Source organism: Microbacterium sp. NPDC090007, from assembly GCF_044748345.1.
GTDB lineage: Bacteria > Actinomycetota > Actinomycetes > Actinomycetales > Microbacteriaceae > Microbacterium.
In genome coordinates this window covers 1455930-1470786 of sequence record NZ_JBIVFV010000001.1, presented here as the reverse complement: position 1 = coordinate 1470786, position 14857 = coordinate 1455930, and the positions used below count along the sequence as shown (strand labels likewise).

Genomic DNA, 14857 nt, shown 5'->3' with positions numbered 1-14857 from the left:
TCATGCTCGTCCAGAAACGCCCCCACCGCATCCTCCGAGAGGATGATCCCGGGTGAACGGCAGGTGACGTCTCAGCCCCGGGTCGGCTGGTCGAAGTCCCAATCGATCGGCTCGTCGTCGGCATCCCGATCCCTCTCCACCGCGCGCAGGTGCGCGCGGGGGAACAGGCGGTGACCCTTGAGCTCCTCGGCGGCGCGCGAGAAATCGGGCTCTTCGTCGTTCCATTCCATCGGGGCCGACAGCACGTCGTTGCCGACGCCGATGACGAGTTCAGCCTGCGCGACCCTCTTGTCGCCGGTGACGATCGGGATCTGCACGGCCTCGGCCTGCCCCTCTTTCGCCACCGCCGCCGTCAATTCGACCAGGGATGCCGCGACATCGTCGGTGGTCATCACGGTTTCGCCGGCATAGGTCACGCATCGCATGGTTCCACCCTGCGCGAGCAGCAGCACGGACGCAGGCGGGTTGCTCCGCCGCGGCCCGTGGGATAGGGGTCAGTCGCGCCGTTGCACCGAACGCAACATGGCCTCGTCGAGCTCGAACCAGACCGCACGGATCGTGTCGAACTCCCCGAAGGGTTCTGGCTGGGGGTCGCCGAGAGACAGGCGATAACCGCGAGGCAGGTCGTCCACGTGCTGTCCGTCGCGCGGGCCGCCGACGAGCACGTAGATCACGGGGACTCGATCTCCGCGGTGTCGGTCGCCGACGACTCCACGGCGACGCCGTCGACCGCGTCGCTCATACGGTGCAGGAAGGCCACGACGGCGGCGGACTCCTCCGGCGACATGTCGATGACGGCCGCGAGCATGCGATCGTGCATGTTGCCGAGCGTCTGACGCACCTCGGCGTCGGCACGGGGAGTGGATTCGATGAAGATGCTGCGGCGATCGTCAGGGTTGGCGCTGCGCACGATGTGGCCGGAGCGCTCGAGACGGTCGAGGATTGCCGTGGTCGATGCGGTGGAGAGTCCGAGGTAGCGGGTCAGCTCGCCCGGGCGCACGCGCCGCGACGTGTCGCGCAGCAGATAGCGCAGAACCAGCAGCTCGTTCTCGCCCATCGACATCGAGTCGCGGGTGCGGCGACGCATGGCGACCTCGGCGGCGCGGTAGATGCGCAGCGCCTCGAGCACCGCCTTGCTGCGGCGCCGCCGATCGCCCGGCGCGTCGCCGTACCAATAGGTGGTCTCGTCGTCGGGCCCCGCGGGTGTTCGCTCGCGGGACGTGGTTTCGACGTCTGTCATGGCTCACTCCTTCCCGCTCGTCCCCGAACACTACATCACAAATAATAGTTAGACAAACTAGTTACTAAGCGAGTATGTTCTACACGCAGCTAATCGCTTCCGAAGGGAGTTCCTCATGGGCCACTTGTTCTACGGCACGTCTGCCGACTCGATCACCATCCCCGACCGTCTTCTCTCCCACCTCAAGGTCGTGGCCACCACCAAGCTCCGCCGCTCCGAGAGCTTCACCCTCAGCTGGACGCACGTGGACGGCACCCCCGGCCGCTCCACCCTGTGGCTGCAGCCGGCGATCCCCCTGCGCTTCGTCTTCGACTCCGCCGAGCCCGAGTCGCTCAACGCCGCGACGCTGAAGAACATGGCCGACCTGGCCAATTCCTCGGCCGGGCTCGTCGTCGACCTCGAGGCCGAGATCCCCGCCGCCGACGCGGCACCCCGCACCCCCGCGCGCGCCGCGACGGCCCCGACCGCGCGTCGCCGCCCGCTCTCGGTCGCCGCCTGACATGGAGGGCACGATGACGACCACCCCCCTCACCTCCGTGCGGGTCCTGTGGGCCGAGGTCGACACGGGGTTCTGGGTCGCACACCGCGGCGGCGAGTACTTCGGATGCGTGGACGCCGTCACCGGCGGGTACGTCTCGCGCGACGCCCACGGCGTCCCGATCGGACGCTTCGACGCGCTCGACGCCGCCAAGGCGTCGTTGCGCAGCACCGTGCACCCCGTGAACGTCCACCGCCGTGCCCGCTTCGAGCGCGCCGCGATCGTCACCGCCACCGCGATCGGCGGCACGGCCATGGCGTTCGCCCTCACCGCCGGCGCCCTGGCGCCGTACCTGTGAACGGCGCCGCGGACGGCGACCTGCGCGACGACGCCGACGCGTTCGAGGAGGCCGCGACGGCCGAGTTCGCCGCGCGGCACGGCATCACGCCGCTGTGACCTCGCGTCGACCCCCTGGACACGCGCCATGCGCCGTGGAAACGTCGCCACCCACCGGGACGAAGGGAACCCCATGACGAATAACGACGGACACGAAGACCGCGCCACGCCGGACGATGACAGCTCCGGGGCGGGGAGCGAATCGCCCGAGGAGGGCGCCTCCGCGCAGCACGACGCCGACGACGCGGCGACGACCGAGGACTCCCCCACCGGCGAGATCAGCTGACTCCGACCCCGGGCGCTCACCGCCCCGGGGTCGTGCGGTTTCGGGGCGTCGTCAGAACGCGTAGCGAACCCGGCAGTACGGGAGCTTCTGTGCGATCAGGTCGGTGAGGGCCGCCACGCTCTGCGCCTTGAGCGGATGCCGGTACCTCACGTTGACCGCCCCGTTCTGCGATCGCTTCTCTTCTTGCGTCGCGGGGGTCCACAACAGTTCTTCTCCCCGCGGATGCCACCCCAGGTTGACCTCGTGCAGCCCTTCGTTGTGCGTGAGGAAGATCACCTCGCACGCGAGCTGCGCCTTCGCGCGCGGGTGCAGGGCGGCGTCGAGCTGGTCGAACAGCTCGGCCCAGTCGCGCATCCACGTCGGGGTGAGGATGACCGGTGAGAAATTGACGTGCACCTCGTAGCCGGCGTCGACGAAATCGTTGATCGCGGCGATGCGTTCGGCCATCGGCGAGGTGCGCAGGTCGGTCACGCGCGCGGTGCCGGCCGGCATGAGAGAGAAGCGGATGCGGGTCCGCCCCGCGGGATCCCAGTCGAGCAGATCGCGGTTGACGAACTTGGTGGCGAACGACGCCTTGGCCGTCGGCAGCATGCGGAACAGGTCGCACACGTCGCGGACGTTCTCGCTGATCATCGCGTCGACCGAGCAGTCGCCGTTCTCGCCGATGTCGTAGACCCAGGCCTCGGGATCGCACTGATTGGCCTCGGTCTTGGGCCCGCGCGCCGCCACGTGGCGGGCGAGGTGGCGAGTGATCTGGTCGATGTTGGCGAACACCGTGATGGGGTTGCTGTACCCCTTGCGACGAGGGACGTAGCAGTACGCGCAGGCCATGGCGCAGCCGTTGGACAGCGACGGGGCGATGAAGTCGGCCGAGCGCCCGTTCACGCGGGTCGTCACACTCTTCTTGACCCCCAGGACGAGGGCCTCGGTCTTGATCCGCACCCACCGGCCGACGTTCGTCTCGTCGCCGTGCACCTCGGGGATCTGCCAGTGCGAGGCGACCGGGACGATCCGGGCCTCGGGCCACCGCGCGACGATCTCGCGCCCGCGCTCGAGCTCCAGTGCTGCATCCTCGGCGTAGATGCGGGTCACGCGCAGGAGGTTCTCTCGTTCGACGGGCATCGTCCCGTTCTACACCGGGGCTCCGACATCGGAGGCGGACGGGTGCGGTTGGCACCGCGGACACCACCACGTCCGCCGCTGTTCGGGATCGTTCGCCACCTCGTCCCGCACCCGCACACGGGTTCCGCAGCGCAGGCACGGTCGACCGGCGCGCCCGGCGACCCAATGCGCGAAGCCCTTACGGCGGTCCCCCGTCGTCACCTGGTACATCCCCGGCACGGTCGCCGAGACGCGCAGGCATCTCGCGGCCAGCGCGACCAGCGCCTCGAGGTCGGTGGTCCCGAGCGGCGCGAAGGGATGGATGCCGCGCAGGAACGCCAGTTCGTTGACCCACAGGTTGCCGAGCCCCGCCAGGCGCGTCTGGTCCAGCAGCGCCGCGACGAACGGACGATCCGGCTGCTGCGACAACCGGCGCACCGCCTCTGCGGCGTCCCAGTCCTCGCGCAGCGGGTCCGGTCCGAGATACCCGATCGCGTCGGCCTCGCGACGGGTCGGCAGCAATTCGACCACCGGCAGGTCCAGGCCCCACACCTCGCGACCGTCCTCGAGCGACATTCGCACGCGCGCTTGATCGCGCACCGCCGTCGGCAACCGCCGCCCCGGACCGGTGATCGTCCACCTGCCCTGCATGCGCAGGTGGGTGTGCAGGGTGGAACCGTCGTCGAAGCGGGTCAGCAGGTGCTTGCCGTGGGTGTCGTACGAGGTGATGGTCGCCCCGCCGAGGCGACGACCCGCCGCGTTGCCCGAGCGCAGCTCGCCGTCGACCACGCGGGCGCCCCGGGTGGCGGCGTCGAGCCGCTGGCGCAGGCGGAAGACGCTGTCACCCTCGGGCACGATCAGCGGGCCGCGGCGACGCGTCGGTCGTCGCGCGGTGCGAGGTCGGGCCGCAGGCGCGTCCCGAATTCGTGACGCAGGGCGCTGAGCGCGGCGTGCCACCCGGCGAGGCCGTGCACACCCGGCCCCGGACTCGTCGAGGACGAGCACAGGTACACCCCCCGCATCGGCGTGCGCCACGGGTCGGGACGGTAGACGGGGCGGCCCAGCAGCTGGGCGAGGGTGGGCGCCCCGGCCGAGATGTCACCCCCGGGGAAGTTGGGGTTCCATCCGGCGATGTCGACGGCGGTGCGCGACGACGACGCCCGCACCGTGTCGCGGAAGCCCGGGGCGAAACGCTCGATCTGTCGCACGACCGCCTCCTCGCGGTCGGCGGTGCTGCCCGAGGGGACGTGCGTGTACGCCCACAGCACGTGGCCGCCCTCGGGAGCACGGGTGGGGTCGAACAGCGTCGGCTGGGCGGCCAGCACGTACGGGGCGTCGGGCAGGTGCCCGTGATTGACCGCGTTCTCGGCCGCCGCGATCTCGGCGCGGGTTCCGCCGAGGTGGATCGTGCCCGACCGCGCCACGTCGGGGTTCTGCCACGGCACCGGCTCGGACAGCGCGAAGTCGACCTTGGCGACGCCGCCGCCGTAACGGAAGCGTTCCAGAGCGCGACGGTAGGCCGCCGGCATCCGCTCCCCCGCCAGACGCACGAGGGTGCGCGGGGTGGTGTCCAGCAGCACCGCGCGAGCGGGGGGCAGTTCGTCGAGCGAGGTGACCTCGACGCCCGCGTGCAGGACGCCGCCGTGCGCGCGGATGTCGTCGACCATCGCGTCGGCGATGGACTGACTGCCGCCCACGGGGATCGGCCACCCGCGGCCGTGGCCGTAGGTGGCGAGCACAAGGCCGGCGCCCCCCGCCGCGAGACTCGGTTGGTGCAGGATCGTGTGCGCCGAGACCCCGGTGATCATGCTCGGGGCGACCTCGTCGCGGAACCGCGCGTTCCACCACGGTCCGCCCTGCTCGAGGGCGCGCAGCCCGAAGAACACGGCGGCGAGCGGATCGCCCGGCACGCGCAGGAGGGCGTTGCCGGTGAAGTCCGCGACGCCGCGCAGGTGCGTCACGAGCGGTCGCATGAGTCGCTCGTACGCGGGTCCGTCGACGCCGAGCCCATCGGCCGCACGGGAGAGATCGCGCCAGGCCAGACCGGCGCGACCGCCGTCGAGCGGGTGCGCGTACGAGACCTCGGGCACGACGAACGGCACCCGTCGCTCCAGGCCGAACTCACGGAAGAACCAGGACTCGAGCGCGAGCGGGTGGACGGCCGATCCGAGATCGTGACGGAAGCCGGGGAGCGTCACCTCGGCCGTCGACGCGGCGCCGCCGAACTGCGCGGACCGCTCGTACACCGCGACCGCCAGGCCGGCGCGCGCGAGCGTCACCGCCGCCGCCAAGCCGTTCGGACCGGAGCCGACGATGATCGCGTCGTAGCTCTCGCTCATGGCCGCGGGAACTCCTTCTCGGCGGGCGGAGCGCCGCCGACCGCGGCCCCAGCGCCACCGACCCCGGGCGCCCCGCCCTCGGCGAGGAGGGCGAGACGGTGCAGGGTCTCGGCGTTGCGCCACCGCGTGACGGCGTCGAAGACGGTGTCGGGCAGGATTCTGGTCGGTCCGGTCATCGGCTCTTCCTGAAGGCGTACGACGCACGCGTCGCCGCGGGGCTTGACGTCGATCGCGACCCGCGCGACCCCGATCGGGCCGCCGTGCGGCTCCAGCACCACGCGGTGCGGCGGATCCCACACGCGCATCACCGTTCGATCGTTCGTCACGAGGGGCCACGGCCCGAACGAGTGGTGCAGCGTCGCCCCTTCGGCGGGCCAGTCCTCTGCCACGTCGCGGATGCGCGAGGTGCCCACCACCCACAGCGGGTAGAGCCAGCCGTTCGCGAGCACGCGGAAGACGTCGTCGGCGGTGCAGTGCATCAGGCGGACGTTGCGGGCCATGCGCCGATCCTCCCCGTCGAGGCGCTGCGGATGGATGCCGCGAGAAGCCGCCCCGACACCGCCCACGCTACGGTCCCCCACCGACACCGGCCGCGGAGGTTGCGCCCCGGCCCGCGTCCCGGTATCGACCGACCGTCCGCGACGCGCCGCTCAGGCCGCGGCAACGCCCCGCTCGGCCCTCTGCGCCGGCAGGACGAACCACGCGCGCGTGCCCCCCGCCGGTGAGGCGTCGAGGCCCATCGATCCGCCATGCGCGTCGACGATGCGTCGACACGTCGCCAGCCCGATCCCGAGCCCCGGCACGTCCGCACCGTGATTGCGCTGCAACGGCTCGAACACGCGCTCGCGCATCGTCGGGTCGATGACGTCGCCGTTGTCGTCGACGGTGATGCGCCACCCGTCGGGCAGCGCCTCCACACCCACGCGGACGACCGGGACCTTCTCGGCGGCGACGGTGAATTTCACCGCGTTGGCGATGAGGTTCTGCAGCACCACCCGCAGCAGGGTGTCGTCCGCGCGGACGAAGGTCTCGGCATCCACCGTCACCGTCGCCCCCGTCTGGACGACCGCGCCGTCGAGGTCCTCGAGCACGGCGTCGACCGTCTCGGCCACGTCGACCTCGCCGAGGTGCGGCCGTGTGCCCCCCATCCGGGCGAAATCGAGCAGGTCGGTGACCATCGCCGTCATCCGACCGGCCGCGGCCTCCGCGCGCGCGAGAGACCGGGCCGCGCGGGGCGCCGCGGCCATCTCGGGACTGTCCGAGGCCAGCTCGAGGAACCCCGAGAGCGCGGTGAGGGGGTTGCGCAGATCGTGACTGACCTGGGCCGCGAAGCTCTCGAGCTGCGCGTTGGATTCGACGAGGTCGCGCTGCACACGCCGCAGCTCGAGGACGTCGATCACCTGGTGGGCGAGCAGATCGAGGGCGCGGCTGCTGGCATCCGAGAGATCGCCGACCTCGGTGTCGAAGACGCACAGCGTGCCGATCGCCACCCCGGCGGGGGTGATGAGCGGACTCGAGGCGTAGAAGCGCGTGAACGCGATCTCACCCGTGACGAATGCGTTCCGGGCGAAACGGGGGTCCAGGCGGGCGTCCGGCACGACGACGCGTCCCGGCCTCGCGATGACCGCGGCGCACATCGAATCCTCGCGCGCGCACGTGGCCGCCTGGATGCCGACCGCCGCGACCTGGTGCTGCAGACGGTCGTCGATGATGTTGATCACCGCCGTCGGCACCCCGCACACGGTCGCGGCGAGTTCGACCAGTCCCTGCAGATCGGGCTCGGGGGGCTCGCCGACGAGCCGGTACTGGGCGATCGCCTCGCGCCTGGTCACGTCGTGTGCGGTCGACACATCTCCCCCTGCGGTCGTCTGCTCCGCCGATGAGCCTAGCGCGCGGCGGCTACACCGTCATGGCCGGATCGGGAAGGGGCTCGCGCACCCTGGCCGCGACGCGCAGAGTCGGCCCATGAGCACACCGACCCCCCTTCCCGGACCCCCCGCCGAACCCAGCGCCCCCACTCCGTCGGAGCCGACGGCGCCGACCCCCGCCGAACCCACCGTCCCGCTCACGCCCGAGACGCAGTCCGGGCCCGCGTCGACGCACGACGACGGAGCCGGTGCCTTCGCCCGCGACGAGGGCGACGCCGTCGGCTCCGCGGAGATGGATGCCGACAACGCCGTCGAATAGGACATGATCGACGCCGTCGACCCCGGCGGCAGACCCGACTGAACGCGGAGACACGAGAGGGCGGTGCCGATCGGCACCGCCCTCTCGGGTCTCAGACCGGGGTCACGGGTTTCCGCGGGTCCACAGCAGGAGGATCGCCGCGAGCTGGAGGACGATGCACCCCGTGAGGATCGCCACCCGTCGCCGCGGCGTCGACGACCACCGTTCGTCACCCAGAAGGGGCGCCATCGGCATCAGCAGGCGGAACGTGCTCTGCTGCGGGAGGAACACGGCGAGGATGTAGACGCCGTAGCTGAAGCCGTAGGTGACGACCATGAGGCCCAGCTTGCGGACGGGACGCGACCACATCAGGGCGAGGAAGCCCACGATGAGAGCGATGACGAGGATGACGCCCACGACGCCGAGATGAGTGGACGCCTGACGGAACCACGGCGTGAAGGGGGTGAACTCGTCGTTGCCGACGTAGTCGAGCCACCAGCCGAGCTCGGTGCGGATGTAGGCGTTGTGCGTCCCCGTGACGTACTGCGCGATGTGGTTCCACGACAGACCCGCGATCGCGATCGTCAGGCCCGAGGCCATGAGCGAGGCCCACTCGCGCACCGGGAACGGGTCGACCCGGCGACGGAAGAACCGGACGAGGAAGACGATGCCCAGGGCGAGCCCGAGTGCCAGGACGCCCGGCCGCGTGTACGCGGTGACGAGCCCGACCGGCAGGATCCAGAGATAGCGTCGCTTGATGGCCAGCAGCATGCCCGCGAACATCAGCAGCATGAACAGGCCCTCGCTGTAGCCGATGACGAACAGGAACGACATCGGGGCGAACGAGAAGAAGACCACACCCCACCACGCCGGCTGCGGCGCGGTGACGGTGCGCAAGAGGACGAACAGCAGCCAGGTCGCACCGAGGCTCGCACCCAGGCTGAGCAGGATCGCGATCGGCTGCCAGCCCAGACCGGTCGCCCCCGAGAGCACGCGGACGAGGGTCGGGAACACCGGGAGGAAGGCCCAGTTGTTGGGGAGGATGTCGCCGGAGACGTTCATCGGCAGCGACATCGGGTACCCCTGGGCCGCGATCTGACCGTAGCGGTCGGCGTCCCAGCCCGTCAGGTAGTCGAAGAAGGTGCCGAGGCGCTCGCTGTCGGGGCCGAAGCCCCAGCGCGCCGCCTTCGCGATCGAGTAGAAGCCCCACAGCAGGCCGAAGTTGACCACGCGCGCGACGGCCCACAGCGTGAGCACGCGGACGAAGGCGCCCCGCTCGATCGGGACGACGCCCTCGGGCGCACGCAGGACGTCGGCGCCGTATTGACGCAGGGCCCGTCCGACGCGGGAGTCACGGAGACGGTCGAGACGTCGCGGGGGACGCCCGATCACCCTCGACGGTTGCGTCGGGGTGACAAGCTCGCTCGGCGGTGCGCTCACTCGGAACCTTTCACAGGGGAAGACGTGGGCGAGTGACGACGGTGTCTGGCCCGGACAGGTGCAGTTGGGGCAGATCGTACCGGACGAAACCGAGCGTTCCATCCGGTTGACTTCGCGAGTATTCCCCTGATCAGTGGGCGTCGCCCACGATCTTCAGGCCGACGACGCATCCCACGAGTCCGAGGATGAGCAGGATCTTCACCGCCGAGATCGCCTCGGCGCCCGAGATCATCGCCACCACGACGGTCAGGGCAGCGCCGATCCCGACCCAGACGGCATACGCCGTGCCCGTCGGGATCTCGCGCATCGCGTACGCCAGGCCGCCCATCGAGGCGATGAGGGCGACACCGAAGACGACGCTCGGCCAGAGCTTGGTGAACCCCTCGGAACGGCCGAGGGCGGTGGCCCACACGGCTTCGAGGACGCCCGAGACGATGAGGACGATCCATGACATGGCGGTGCTCCCTGGCCAGTCTTGTCGCAGTCCGGGTACTGATCCCTCGTCCGGGGACGCGGGGGGCGTCCGACCTCCAGCGTAGCGAGCGCTCCTGGGCACTGCCCGTGCAGCCGATCCGCTCCCACGCCCTCGATAAACGGCACCTCTCTCGAGACACGCTCACGCGCGGCGTGTCTCGCCAGCACGGGCGTTTGTCGAGCAGGCCGCCGAGGAGGCGGCATCCGGGATCAGATCAGGAAGATGGATGCCGCGCCGGGGTTGTGCGCGTGCACGAGCACCCCGAAGACCACGGCGTCGAACAGCAGGTGCACCGTCACGACGTACCAGAGCGAACGGGTTTTGAGGAACAGGAAGCCCTGCACGATCGCGAACGGGATCGTCAGCAGCGGTCCCCACGCCTGATAGCCCAGCTCCCACAGGAACGACACGAAGACGATCGCCTGGAGCAGATTCGCCGTCAGGTCGGGGAAGTGCCGGCGCAGCAGCACGAAGACCGTGCAGATGAAGAAGAGCTCGTCCCAGATGCCGACCGCCCCGACGCCCACGAACAGGCGGGCGATGAGGTCGGGCGTCGTCACCGCGGGCCAGTTCGTGTAGACACCCGAGGTGATGAAGTAGAACGGCAGGATCAGATACCCCAGCACGATCACCCCGGCCAGCCACGCCCACTGCCACCAGGTCCAGCGGCCGCCGCCGCGCCACGGGAAACGGATCGCGTAATCGCGGTACACGAAGCGCGAAACGACGTAGGGGACGACGACCGCCCCACCGAGGGCGAGGGTGAAACGCACGAACGCGGCGTCGTCGAGCTCGGCCTGCAGCGGGATCAGGCTGACGATGAACTGGCCGATCGCGACGAGCGAGACGTCGCGGGCGATGCTCGGCTCGCTCCCGCGGACGAGGGGCACCCCGTTGCGGCGGTCCACGAGGACACCGGATGCCACGGCGACCGCGAGAAGCAGCCACCCCAGCCAGACGATCTGCGCCACGAACAGCACCGGCGCGGCGAGGCAGACCGCGAGGGCCGGGACGAGCTTGAGCGTCCACGAAGAACGTTCGCGCACCGGCACCGCGGTGTGCGCGCTCACGGCGAGACCCGCGTGTAGGTCAGATCGCGGATGTCACGGCCGACCCGCAGACCCTTGCGCTCGAAGGCGGTGAGCACGCGCCCCTCGAAGCGCGGCGCCCACTCCCCCGGGAACGCACGAGAGAAGGAGGGCGCCTCGTCGAGGACGTCGCGCATCTGGTCGGCGTAGTCCTGCCAGTCGGTGGCCAGACGCAGGATGCCGCCGGGGCGCAGCGCCTGCGACGCGATGCGCGCGAAATCGGGGGCGACGAGCCGGCGCTTGGTGTGCTTGTTCTTGTGCCACGGATCGGGGAAGAAGACCCACAGCTCGTCGACGCTCCCCGCCGGCAGCAGGTGCTCGAGCGCCTCGGGGGCGTTGGCCTCGACCAGACGCAGGTTCTTCACGCCCTCGCGGTCGGCATCCAGCATCGTGCGGGCCAGCCCCGCCGTGAACACCTCGACGGCGAGGAAGTCGGTGTCGGGATCGGCGGCGGCGGCCGAGACGATCTGATGCCCCTGACCCGAGCCGATCTCGACGACCAGACGGGCCGACCGGCCGTACACCCGCGCGGGGTCGACGGCGGTTCCGACCTTGACGCTGGTGGCGGCGGCGGCGCGCTCGACGGGCAGCAGATAGAACGGCGAGAGTTCGGCCCATGCCCGGTCCTGGGCCTCGGACATGCGGCCGCTGCGGCGCACGAACGACACCGGTTTGTCGCGGAACACGGGGGCGGCATCCATGCCTCCCAGGCTATCCGCCGCGTCACTCGCCAGAGTCTGTCGCTCCCCCGCCGTAGAAGCGACGAATTTCGGCGACTCGCGCGAGAGCGCGCGCTTGCGGCCGCTCACGGGACGGTCACGAAATCGATGAGTTCCTCGACGCGGCCCAGCAGAGCCGGCTCCAGATCGCGGAACGTGGTCACCCTCGACAGGATGTGCTGCCAGGCGCGGGCGGTGTCGGCCTGCTCCTCGGCGGGCCAGCCCAGGGCGCGGCACACCCCCACCTTCCACTCGATGCCCCGCGGCACCTCGGGCCACGCGGCGATGCCGAGCGCCCGGGGCGTGACGCACTGCCAGACGTCGACGAAGGGGTGGCCGACGATGCGCACGTGCGCGCCGTGGCGACCCCGCGCGATCTTCTCGGCGATGCGCGACTCCTTCGAGTTCGGCACCAGATGATCCACCAGGACCCCGTAGCGCCGCTCGGCGGTGGGGGGTTCGGCATCCAGGGTCTGCTCGAGCAGATCGACGCCCTCGAGGAACTCGACCACGACGCCCTCGGCGCGCAGGTCCGCGCCCCACACCTTCTCGACGAGCTCGGCGTCGTGCTTGCCCTCGACGAAGATGCGGCTGGCCCGCGCGGTGCGGGCGAGCTGGTCGGCGACGGCGAAGGATCCGGATGCCGTCCGGGTGCGCCCCCGGGGCGCGGCGGTGGGCGCGGTGAGCACCACCGGAGCACCGTCGACGAGGAAGCCGCCGCCGAGGGGGAACAGTCGCGTCCGGCCGAAGCGGTCCTCGAGCTCGACGTTCCCGCCGTCCACGCGGGTCACCGCGCCGACGAAGCCGTCGCCGGCGACCTCCACCACGAGGTCGACGGATGCCGCCACCGGGGCGGGCTTTTTGCGTCCGGCGTCGCGCCAGCCGCGCGCGAGCACGTCGGTGCCGTAGCGGTCGTCCATCGTCTACCTCCGAATCTCAGAGCCTAGGCGGCGCGCCTGCGCGGCAGGTGGGGACGCGCCGCTCCTACCCGCGTGCCGGTGGTCGTGCATAGGGTTGGATGACACCCGGTGCCGAAGGAGGATGGATGCGACACCCGAGGGTGGCCCGAGCGGCCACGGCGTTGCTGATCGCGACGGCAGGGGTGTTCGTCTCCCCGTTCAGCGCGGCGGCCGTGCCGCCGCCGGCGCTCGGCTCGAGCTACGTGCTCGATCAGGCCGACGTCCTCACCGACGCGCAGGAGGCGCAGCTGCAATCCCGCCTCATCGCCCTGGGCGATGAGACGGGCCTGGACCTCTGGGTGGTGTACGTCGACGGGTTCACCGAGCCGCCCGCCGCCCAGGACTGGGCGAACGAGACGGCGAACCGCAACAGCCTCGGACCCCACCAGTACCTGCTCGCCGTGGCCATCGAGGGCGAGGCCTTCTCGTTCTACCTCTCGGGTGACGTCGACGACGGCGAGCTCACCGCCGCGCAGCTCTCCTCGATCGAGCAGGATCGCGTGCAGCCGGCCCTCGAGGCCGGCGACGACGCCGGTGCCGCGATCGCCGCGGCCGACGGCATCCGGTCGGCGCACGCCCAGTCGGGGGGCAATGAACCCGTCCCTCCGCCGACCCCGGCCACGGACTCCGGTCCCGCCCTGGGTCCGATCGTGCTCGTGGGAGCTCTGCTCGCGATCATCGCCGGCGTCCTGGTGTGGCTCGCCGTGCGGCGACGCCGACGCGCGACGACGAGCGCTGCCGCGAACCCGGCCGAGAGCATCGACGACCTCTCGCGCCGCGCGGGGAGCGCGCTCGTCGCCACCGACGACGCCGTCAAGACCAGCGAGCAGGAGCTCGGCTTCGCCCGGGCGCAGTTCGGCGACGAGGCCGCGACCCCTTTCACCCAGGTGCTCGCGCAGGCGAGAGCCGACCTGGACCGCGCGTTCTCGCTGCAGCAGCAGCTCGATGACGACCTGCCCGAGACAGCTGACCAGCGGCGCGCGGCCTATACCGAGATCCTGCGCCTGTGCGCGGGCGCCGATGAGGCTCTGGATGCCAAGGCCGCGGCCTTCGACGACCTGCGCGCCCTCGAGGCCGACGCCCCCGCCGCGCTGAGCGCGCTCGCGGCGCGCCGCGCCGAGGTGTCGGCCGCCGTCGCCGGCGCGGCCGCCGACCTCGCGGCACTCCGCGAGCGCTACACCGATGACGCCCTCGCGCCGATCGCCGACAACCCGGACCAGGCCCGGACGCGTCTCGAACTCGCCGCCTCGCAAGAGGCCGCGGCCGACGCCGCATTGGCGGCGGGCCGCACCGGCGAGGCCGCCGTGGCGATCCGCGCCGCCCAGGCCGCGCTCGCGCAGGCCGCATCGCTGCAAGCGGCGATCGACGACCGCGGCACCGACCTCGACCAGGCGCGGCAGGGCACCGCGGCGCTCGTCGCCGAGCTCGAGGGCGACCTCGCGTCGGCGGCGGCCCTTCCCGATTCCGACGGTCGGGTCGCCGGAGCGATCGCGGCGACCCGCGCGCAGCTCGAGGCCGGCCGGCAGGCGCTGTCGGCGGCACGGACCGACCCCCTGCGCGCGATCGAGACGCTGCAGCAGGCGAACGCCACCATCGATGCGGTGCTCGAGCGGGTGCGCGACGAGACGGAGCGCCGTCGTCGCGCGCAGACGCAGCTCGATGCGACCCTCACGCAGGCCCGCGCCCAGGTGCGCGCCACGGAGGAGTTCGTCACCGCGCGGCGCGGGGCCGTCGGACCCACCGCGCGCACGCGCCTGGCCGAAGCCGGCGCCGCTCTCGTGCAGGCAGAGCAGTTGCGCCACTCCGACCCCGAGGGAGCCCTCGCGCTGGCGCAACGCGCGGCGGGGCTGGCGGATCAGGCCGCGTCGGCGGCACGGAGCGACGTCGACTCTTTCGGCGGCTCGGGCGGAGGCGGCGACCTGATGGGCGCCCTCCTCGGCGGCATCGCCGTCAACACCCTGCTGGGCGGTGGTTCCGGCTCGCGTCGCGGGGGGTTCGGGGGCGGCGGGCTCGGCGGCTTCGGCGCGGGAGCATCGCGGGGCGGCAGCTTCGGCGGCGGGTTCTCGGGCGGGGGCGGTCGCTCGCGCAGCGGAGGCGGTGGCGGGTTCTCGGGCGGAGGTCGCAGCCGCGCCGGCGGAGGACGGGGAGGACGCCGCTGAACCACCCCTCG

At 71.6% G+C, this 14857-nt stretch carries 18 protein-coding genes and 1 riboswitch; of the genes, 5 read left to right on the top strand and 13 right to left on the bottom strand.

Features of this window, described 5'->3' with window-relative positions; all coding sequences use genetic code 11:
• Positions 1 to 71: 71 nt before the first annotated feature.
• The 3 genes from ACIPVB_RS06865 to ACIPVB_RS06855 form a co-directional block, all read right to left on the bottom strand.
• Positions 72 to 425 carry a hypothetical protein gene (locus tag ACIPVB_RS06865; protein ID WP_400367769.1) on the bottom strand — a complete coding sequence of 118 codons (354 nt, stop codon included), beginning with the start codon at positions 423 to 425 and terminating at the stop codon, positions 72 to 74.
• 69 nt (positions 426 to 494) lie between these two features.
• Positions 495 to 674, bottom strand: a complete 180-nt coding sequence (locus tag ACIPVB_RS06860; protein ID WP_400367768.1) for a hypothetical protein — start codon at positions 672 to 674, stop codon at positions 495 to 497.
• Positions 671 to 1240 carry a MarR family winged helix-turn-helix transcriptional regulator gene (locus tag ACIPVB_RS06855; RefSeq protein ID WP_400367767.1) on the bottom strand — a complete coding sequence of 190 codons (570 nt, stop codon included), beginning with the start codon at positions 1238 to 1240 and terminating at the stop codon, positions 671 to 673. Before ACIPVB_RS06855 ends, ACIPVB_RS06860 begins: the two co-directional genes overlap by 4 nt.
• A gap of 115 nt (positions 1241 to 1355) precedes the next feature.
• On the opposite strand from ACIPVB_RS06855, the gene ACIPVB_RS06850 reads away from it, so the two are divergent.
• The 3 genes from ACIPVB_RS06850 to ACIPVB_RS06840 all read left to right on the top strand — a co-directional run bounded on the left by ACIPVB_RS06850 (position 1356) and on the right by ACIPVB_RS06840 (position 2400).
• A complete protein-coding gene (locus ACIPVB_RS06850) occupies positions 1356 to 1739 on the top strand; it encodes a hypothetical protein (protein WP_400367766.1) in 384 nt (127 codons plus the stop codon).
• A gap of 13 nt (positions 1740 to 1752) precedes the next feature.
• Positions 1753 to 2076, top strand: a complete 324-nt coding sequence (locus ACIPVB_RS06845; RefSeq protein ID WP_400367765.1) for a hypothetical protein — start codon at positions 1753 to 1755, stop codon at positions 2074 to 2076.
• A 171-nt stretch (positions 2077 to 2247) separates the two neighbouring features.
• The gene (locus ACIPVB_RS06840) at positions 2248 to 2400 is read left to right on the top strand and encodes a hypothetical protein (protein ID WP_400367764.1); all 153 of its coding nucleotides are present in this window, start codon (positions 2248 to 2250) and stop codon (positions 2398 to 2400) included.
• 51 nt (positions 2401 to 2451) lie between these two features.
• Here the strand turns inward: ACIPVB_RS06840 and ACIPVB_RS06835 are convergent, their stop codons facing one another.
• The 5 genes from ACIPVB_RS06835 to ACIPVB_RS06815 all read right to left on the bottom strand — a co-directional run bounded on the left by ACIPVB_RS06835 (position 2452) and on the right by ACIPVB_RS06815 (position 7690).
• Positions 2452 to 3522: a spore photoproduct lyase family protein gene (locus tag ACIPVB_RS06835; RefSeq protein WP_400367763.1), complete on the bottom strand. Its 1071-nt coding sequence runs from the start codon at positions 3520 to 3522 to the stop codon at positions 2452 to 2454.
• 9 nt (positions 3523 to 3531) lie between these two features.
• Positions 3532 to 4356: a DNA-formamidopyrimidine glycosylase family protein gene (locus ACIPVB_RS06830; protein ID WP_400367762.1), complete on the bottom strand. Its 825-nt coding sequence runs from the start codon at positions 4354 to 4356 to the stop codon at positions 3532 to 3534.
• A 2-nt stretch (positions 4357 to 4358) separates the two neighbouring features.
• The gene (locus tag ACIPVB_RS06825) at positions 4359 to 5840 is read right to left on the bottom strand and encodes a phytoene desaturase family protein (protein ID WP_400367761.1); all 1482 of its coding nucleotides are present in this window, start codon (positions 5838 to 5840) and stop codon (positions 4359 to 4361) included.
• Complete coding sequence (locus tag ACIPVB_RS06820; RefSeq protein WP_400367760.1) at positions 5837 to 6340, bottom strand: SRPBCC family protein; 504 nt, start codon at positions 6338 to 6340, stop codon at positions 5837 to 5839. Before ACIPVB_RS06820 ends, ACIPVB_RS06825 begins: the two co-directional genes overlap by 4 nt.
• 150 nt (positions 6341 to 6490) lie before the next feature.
• Positions 6491 to 7690, bottom strand: a complete 1200-nt coding sequence (locus tag ACIPVB_RS06815) for an ATP-binding protein (RefSeq protein ID WP_400367759.1) — start codon at positions 7688 to 7690, stop codon at positions 6491 to 6493.
• Between the two features lie 115 nt (positions 7691 to 7805).
• Here ACIPVB_RS06815 and ACIPVB_RS06810 point away from each other — a divergent pair, with 115 nt between their 5' ends.
• Positions 7806 to 8027, top strand: a complete 222-nt coding sequence (locus ACIPVB_RS06810; RefSeq protein WP_400367758.1) for a hypothetical protein — start codon at positions 7806 to 7808, stop codon at positions 8025 to 8027.
• A gap of 102 nt (positions 8028 to 8129) precedes the next feature.
• Here ACIPVB_RS06810 and ACIPVB_RS06805 read toward each other — a convergent pair whose 3' ends face one another.
• From ACIPVB_RS06805 to ACIPVB_RS06785, 5 genes are all read right to left on the bottom strand, one after another.
• Positions 8130 to 9446 carry a hypothetical protein gene (locus ACIPVB_RS06805; protein WP_400367757.1) on the bottom strand — a complete coding sequence of 439 codons (1317 nt, stop codon included), beginning with the start codon at positions 9444 to 9446 and terminating at the stop codon, positions 8130 to 8132.
• A gap of 130 nt (positions 9447 to 9576) precedes the next feature.
• On the bottom strand, positions 9577 to 9900 hold the full coding sequence (locus ACIPVB_RS06800) for a DMT family transporter (protein WP_400367756.1): 324 nt from the start codon (positions 9898 to 9900) through the stop codon (positions 9577 to 9579).
• A gap of 10 nt (positions 9901 to 9910) precedes the next feature.
• Positions 9911 to 9975, bottom strand: a riboswitch (guanidine-III (ykkC-III) riboswitch).
• A gap of 155 nt (positions 9976 to 10130) precedes the next feature.
• Positions 10131 to 10991 (bottom strand): CPBP family intramembrane glutamic endopeptidase, encoded by an 861-nt coding sequence (locus ACIPVB_RS06795; RefSeq protein WP_400367755.1) that lies wholly within the window; start codon positions 10989 to 10991, stop codon positions 10131 to 10133.
• Entirely contained in the window at positions 10988 to 11710 is a 723-nt protein-coding gene (gene trmB / locus ACIPVB_RS06790) for a tRNA (guanosine(46)-N7)-methyltransferase TrmB (RefSeq protein WP_400367754.1), read from the bottom strand. Before trmB ends, ACIPVB_RS06795 begins: the two co-directional genes overlap by 4 nt.
• Positions 11711 to 11814: 104 nt before the next feature.
• Entirely contained in the window at positions 11815 to 12648 is an 834-nt protein-coding gene (locus ACIPVB_RS06785; RefSeq protein ID WP_400367753.1) for a DUF3097 domain-containing protein, read from the bottom strand.
• Positions 12649 to 12773: 125 nt separating this feature from the next.
• Here ACIPVB_RS06785 and ACIPVB_RS06780 point away from each other — a divergent pair, with 125 nt between their 5' ends.
• Complete coding sequence (locus ACIPVB_RS06780; protein ID WP_400367752.1) at positions 12774 to 14846, top strand: TPM domain-containing protein; 2073 nt, start codon at positions 12774 to 12776, stop codon at positions 14844 to 14846.
• The last annotated feature ends 11 nt before the right edge of the window (positions 14847 to 14857 follow it).

Bases quoted from the DNA above. Each gene is read 5' to 3' on its own strand.
- ACIPVB_RS06865 (WP_400367769.1), bottom strand. From the start codon at position 425: ATGCGATGCGTGACCTATGCCGGCGAAACCGTGATGACCACCGACGAT.
- ACIPVB_RS06855 (WP_400367767.1), bottom strand. From the start codon at position 1,240: ATGACAGACGTCGAAACCACGTCCCGCGAGCGAACACCCGCGGGGCCC.
- ACIPVB_RS06850 (WP_400367766.1), top strand. From the start codon at position 1,356: ATGGGCCACTTGTTCTACGGCACGTCTGCCGACTCGATCACCATCCCC.
- ACIPVB_RS06845 (WP_400367765.1), top strand. From the start codon at position 1,753: ATGACGACCACCCCCCTCACCTCCGTGCGGGTCCTGTGGGCCGAGGTC.
- ACIPVB_RS06840 (WP_400367764.1), top strand. From the start codon at position 2,248: ATGACGAATAACGACGGACACGAAGACCGCGCCACGCCGGACGATGAC.
- ACIPVB_RS06835 (WP_400367763.1), bottom strand. From the start codon at position 3,522: ATGCCCGTCGAACGAGAGAACCTCCTGCGCGTGACCCGCATCTACGCC.
- ACIPVB_RS06825 (WP_400367761.1), bottom strand. From the start codon at position 5,840: ATGAGCGAGAGCTACGACGCGATCATCGTCGGCTCCGGTCCGAACGGC.
- ACIPVB_RS06820 (WP_400367760.1), bottom strand. From the start codon at position 6,340: ATGGCCCGCAACGTCCGCCTGATGCACTGCACCGCCGACGACGTCTTC.
- ACIPVB_RS06810 (WP_400367758.1), top strand. From the start codon at position 7,806: ATGAGCACACCGACCCCCCTTCCCGGACCCCCCGCCGAACCCAGCGCC.
- ACIPVB_RS06800 (WP_400367756.1), bottom strand. From the start codon at position 9,900: ATGTCATGGATCGTCCTCATCGTCTCGGGCGTCCTCGAAGCCGTGTGG.
- trmB (WP_400367754.1), bottom strand. From the start codon at position 11,710: ATGGATGCCGCCCCCGTGTTCCGCGACAAACCGGTGTCGTTCGTGCGC.
- ACIPVB_RS06785 (WP_400367753.1), bottom strand. From the start codon at position 12,648: ATGGACGACCGCTACGGCACCGACGTGCTCGCGCGCGGCTGGCGCGAC.
- ACIPVB_RS06780 (WP_400367752.1), top strand. From the start codon at position 12,774: ATGCGACACCCGAGGGTGGCCCGAGCGGCCACGGCGTTGCTGATCGCG.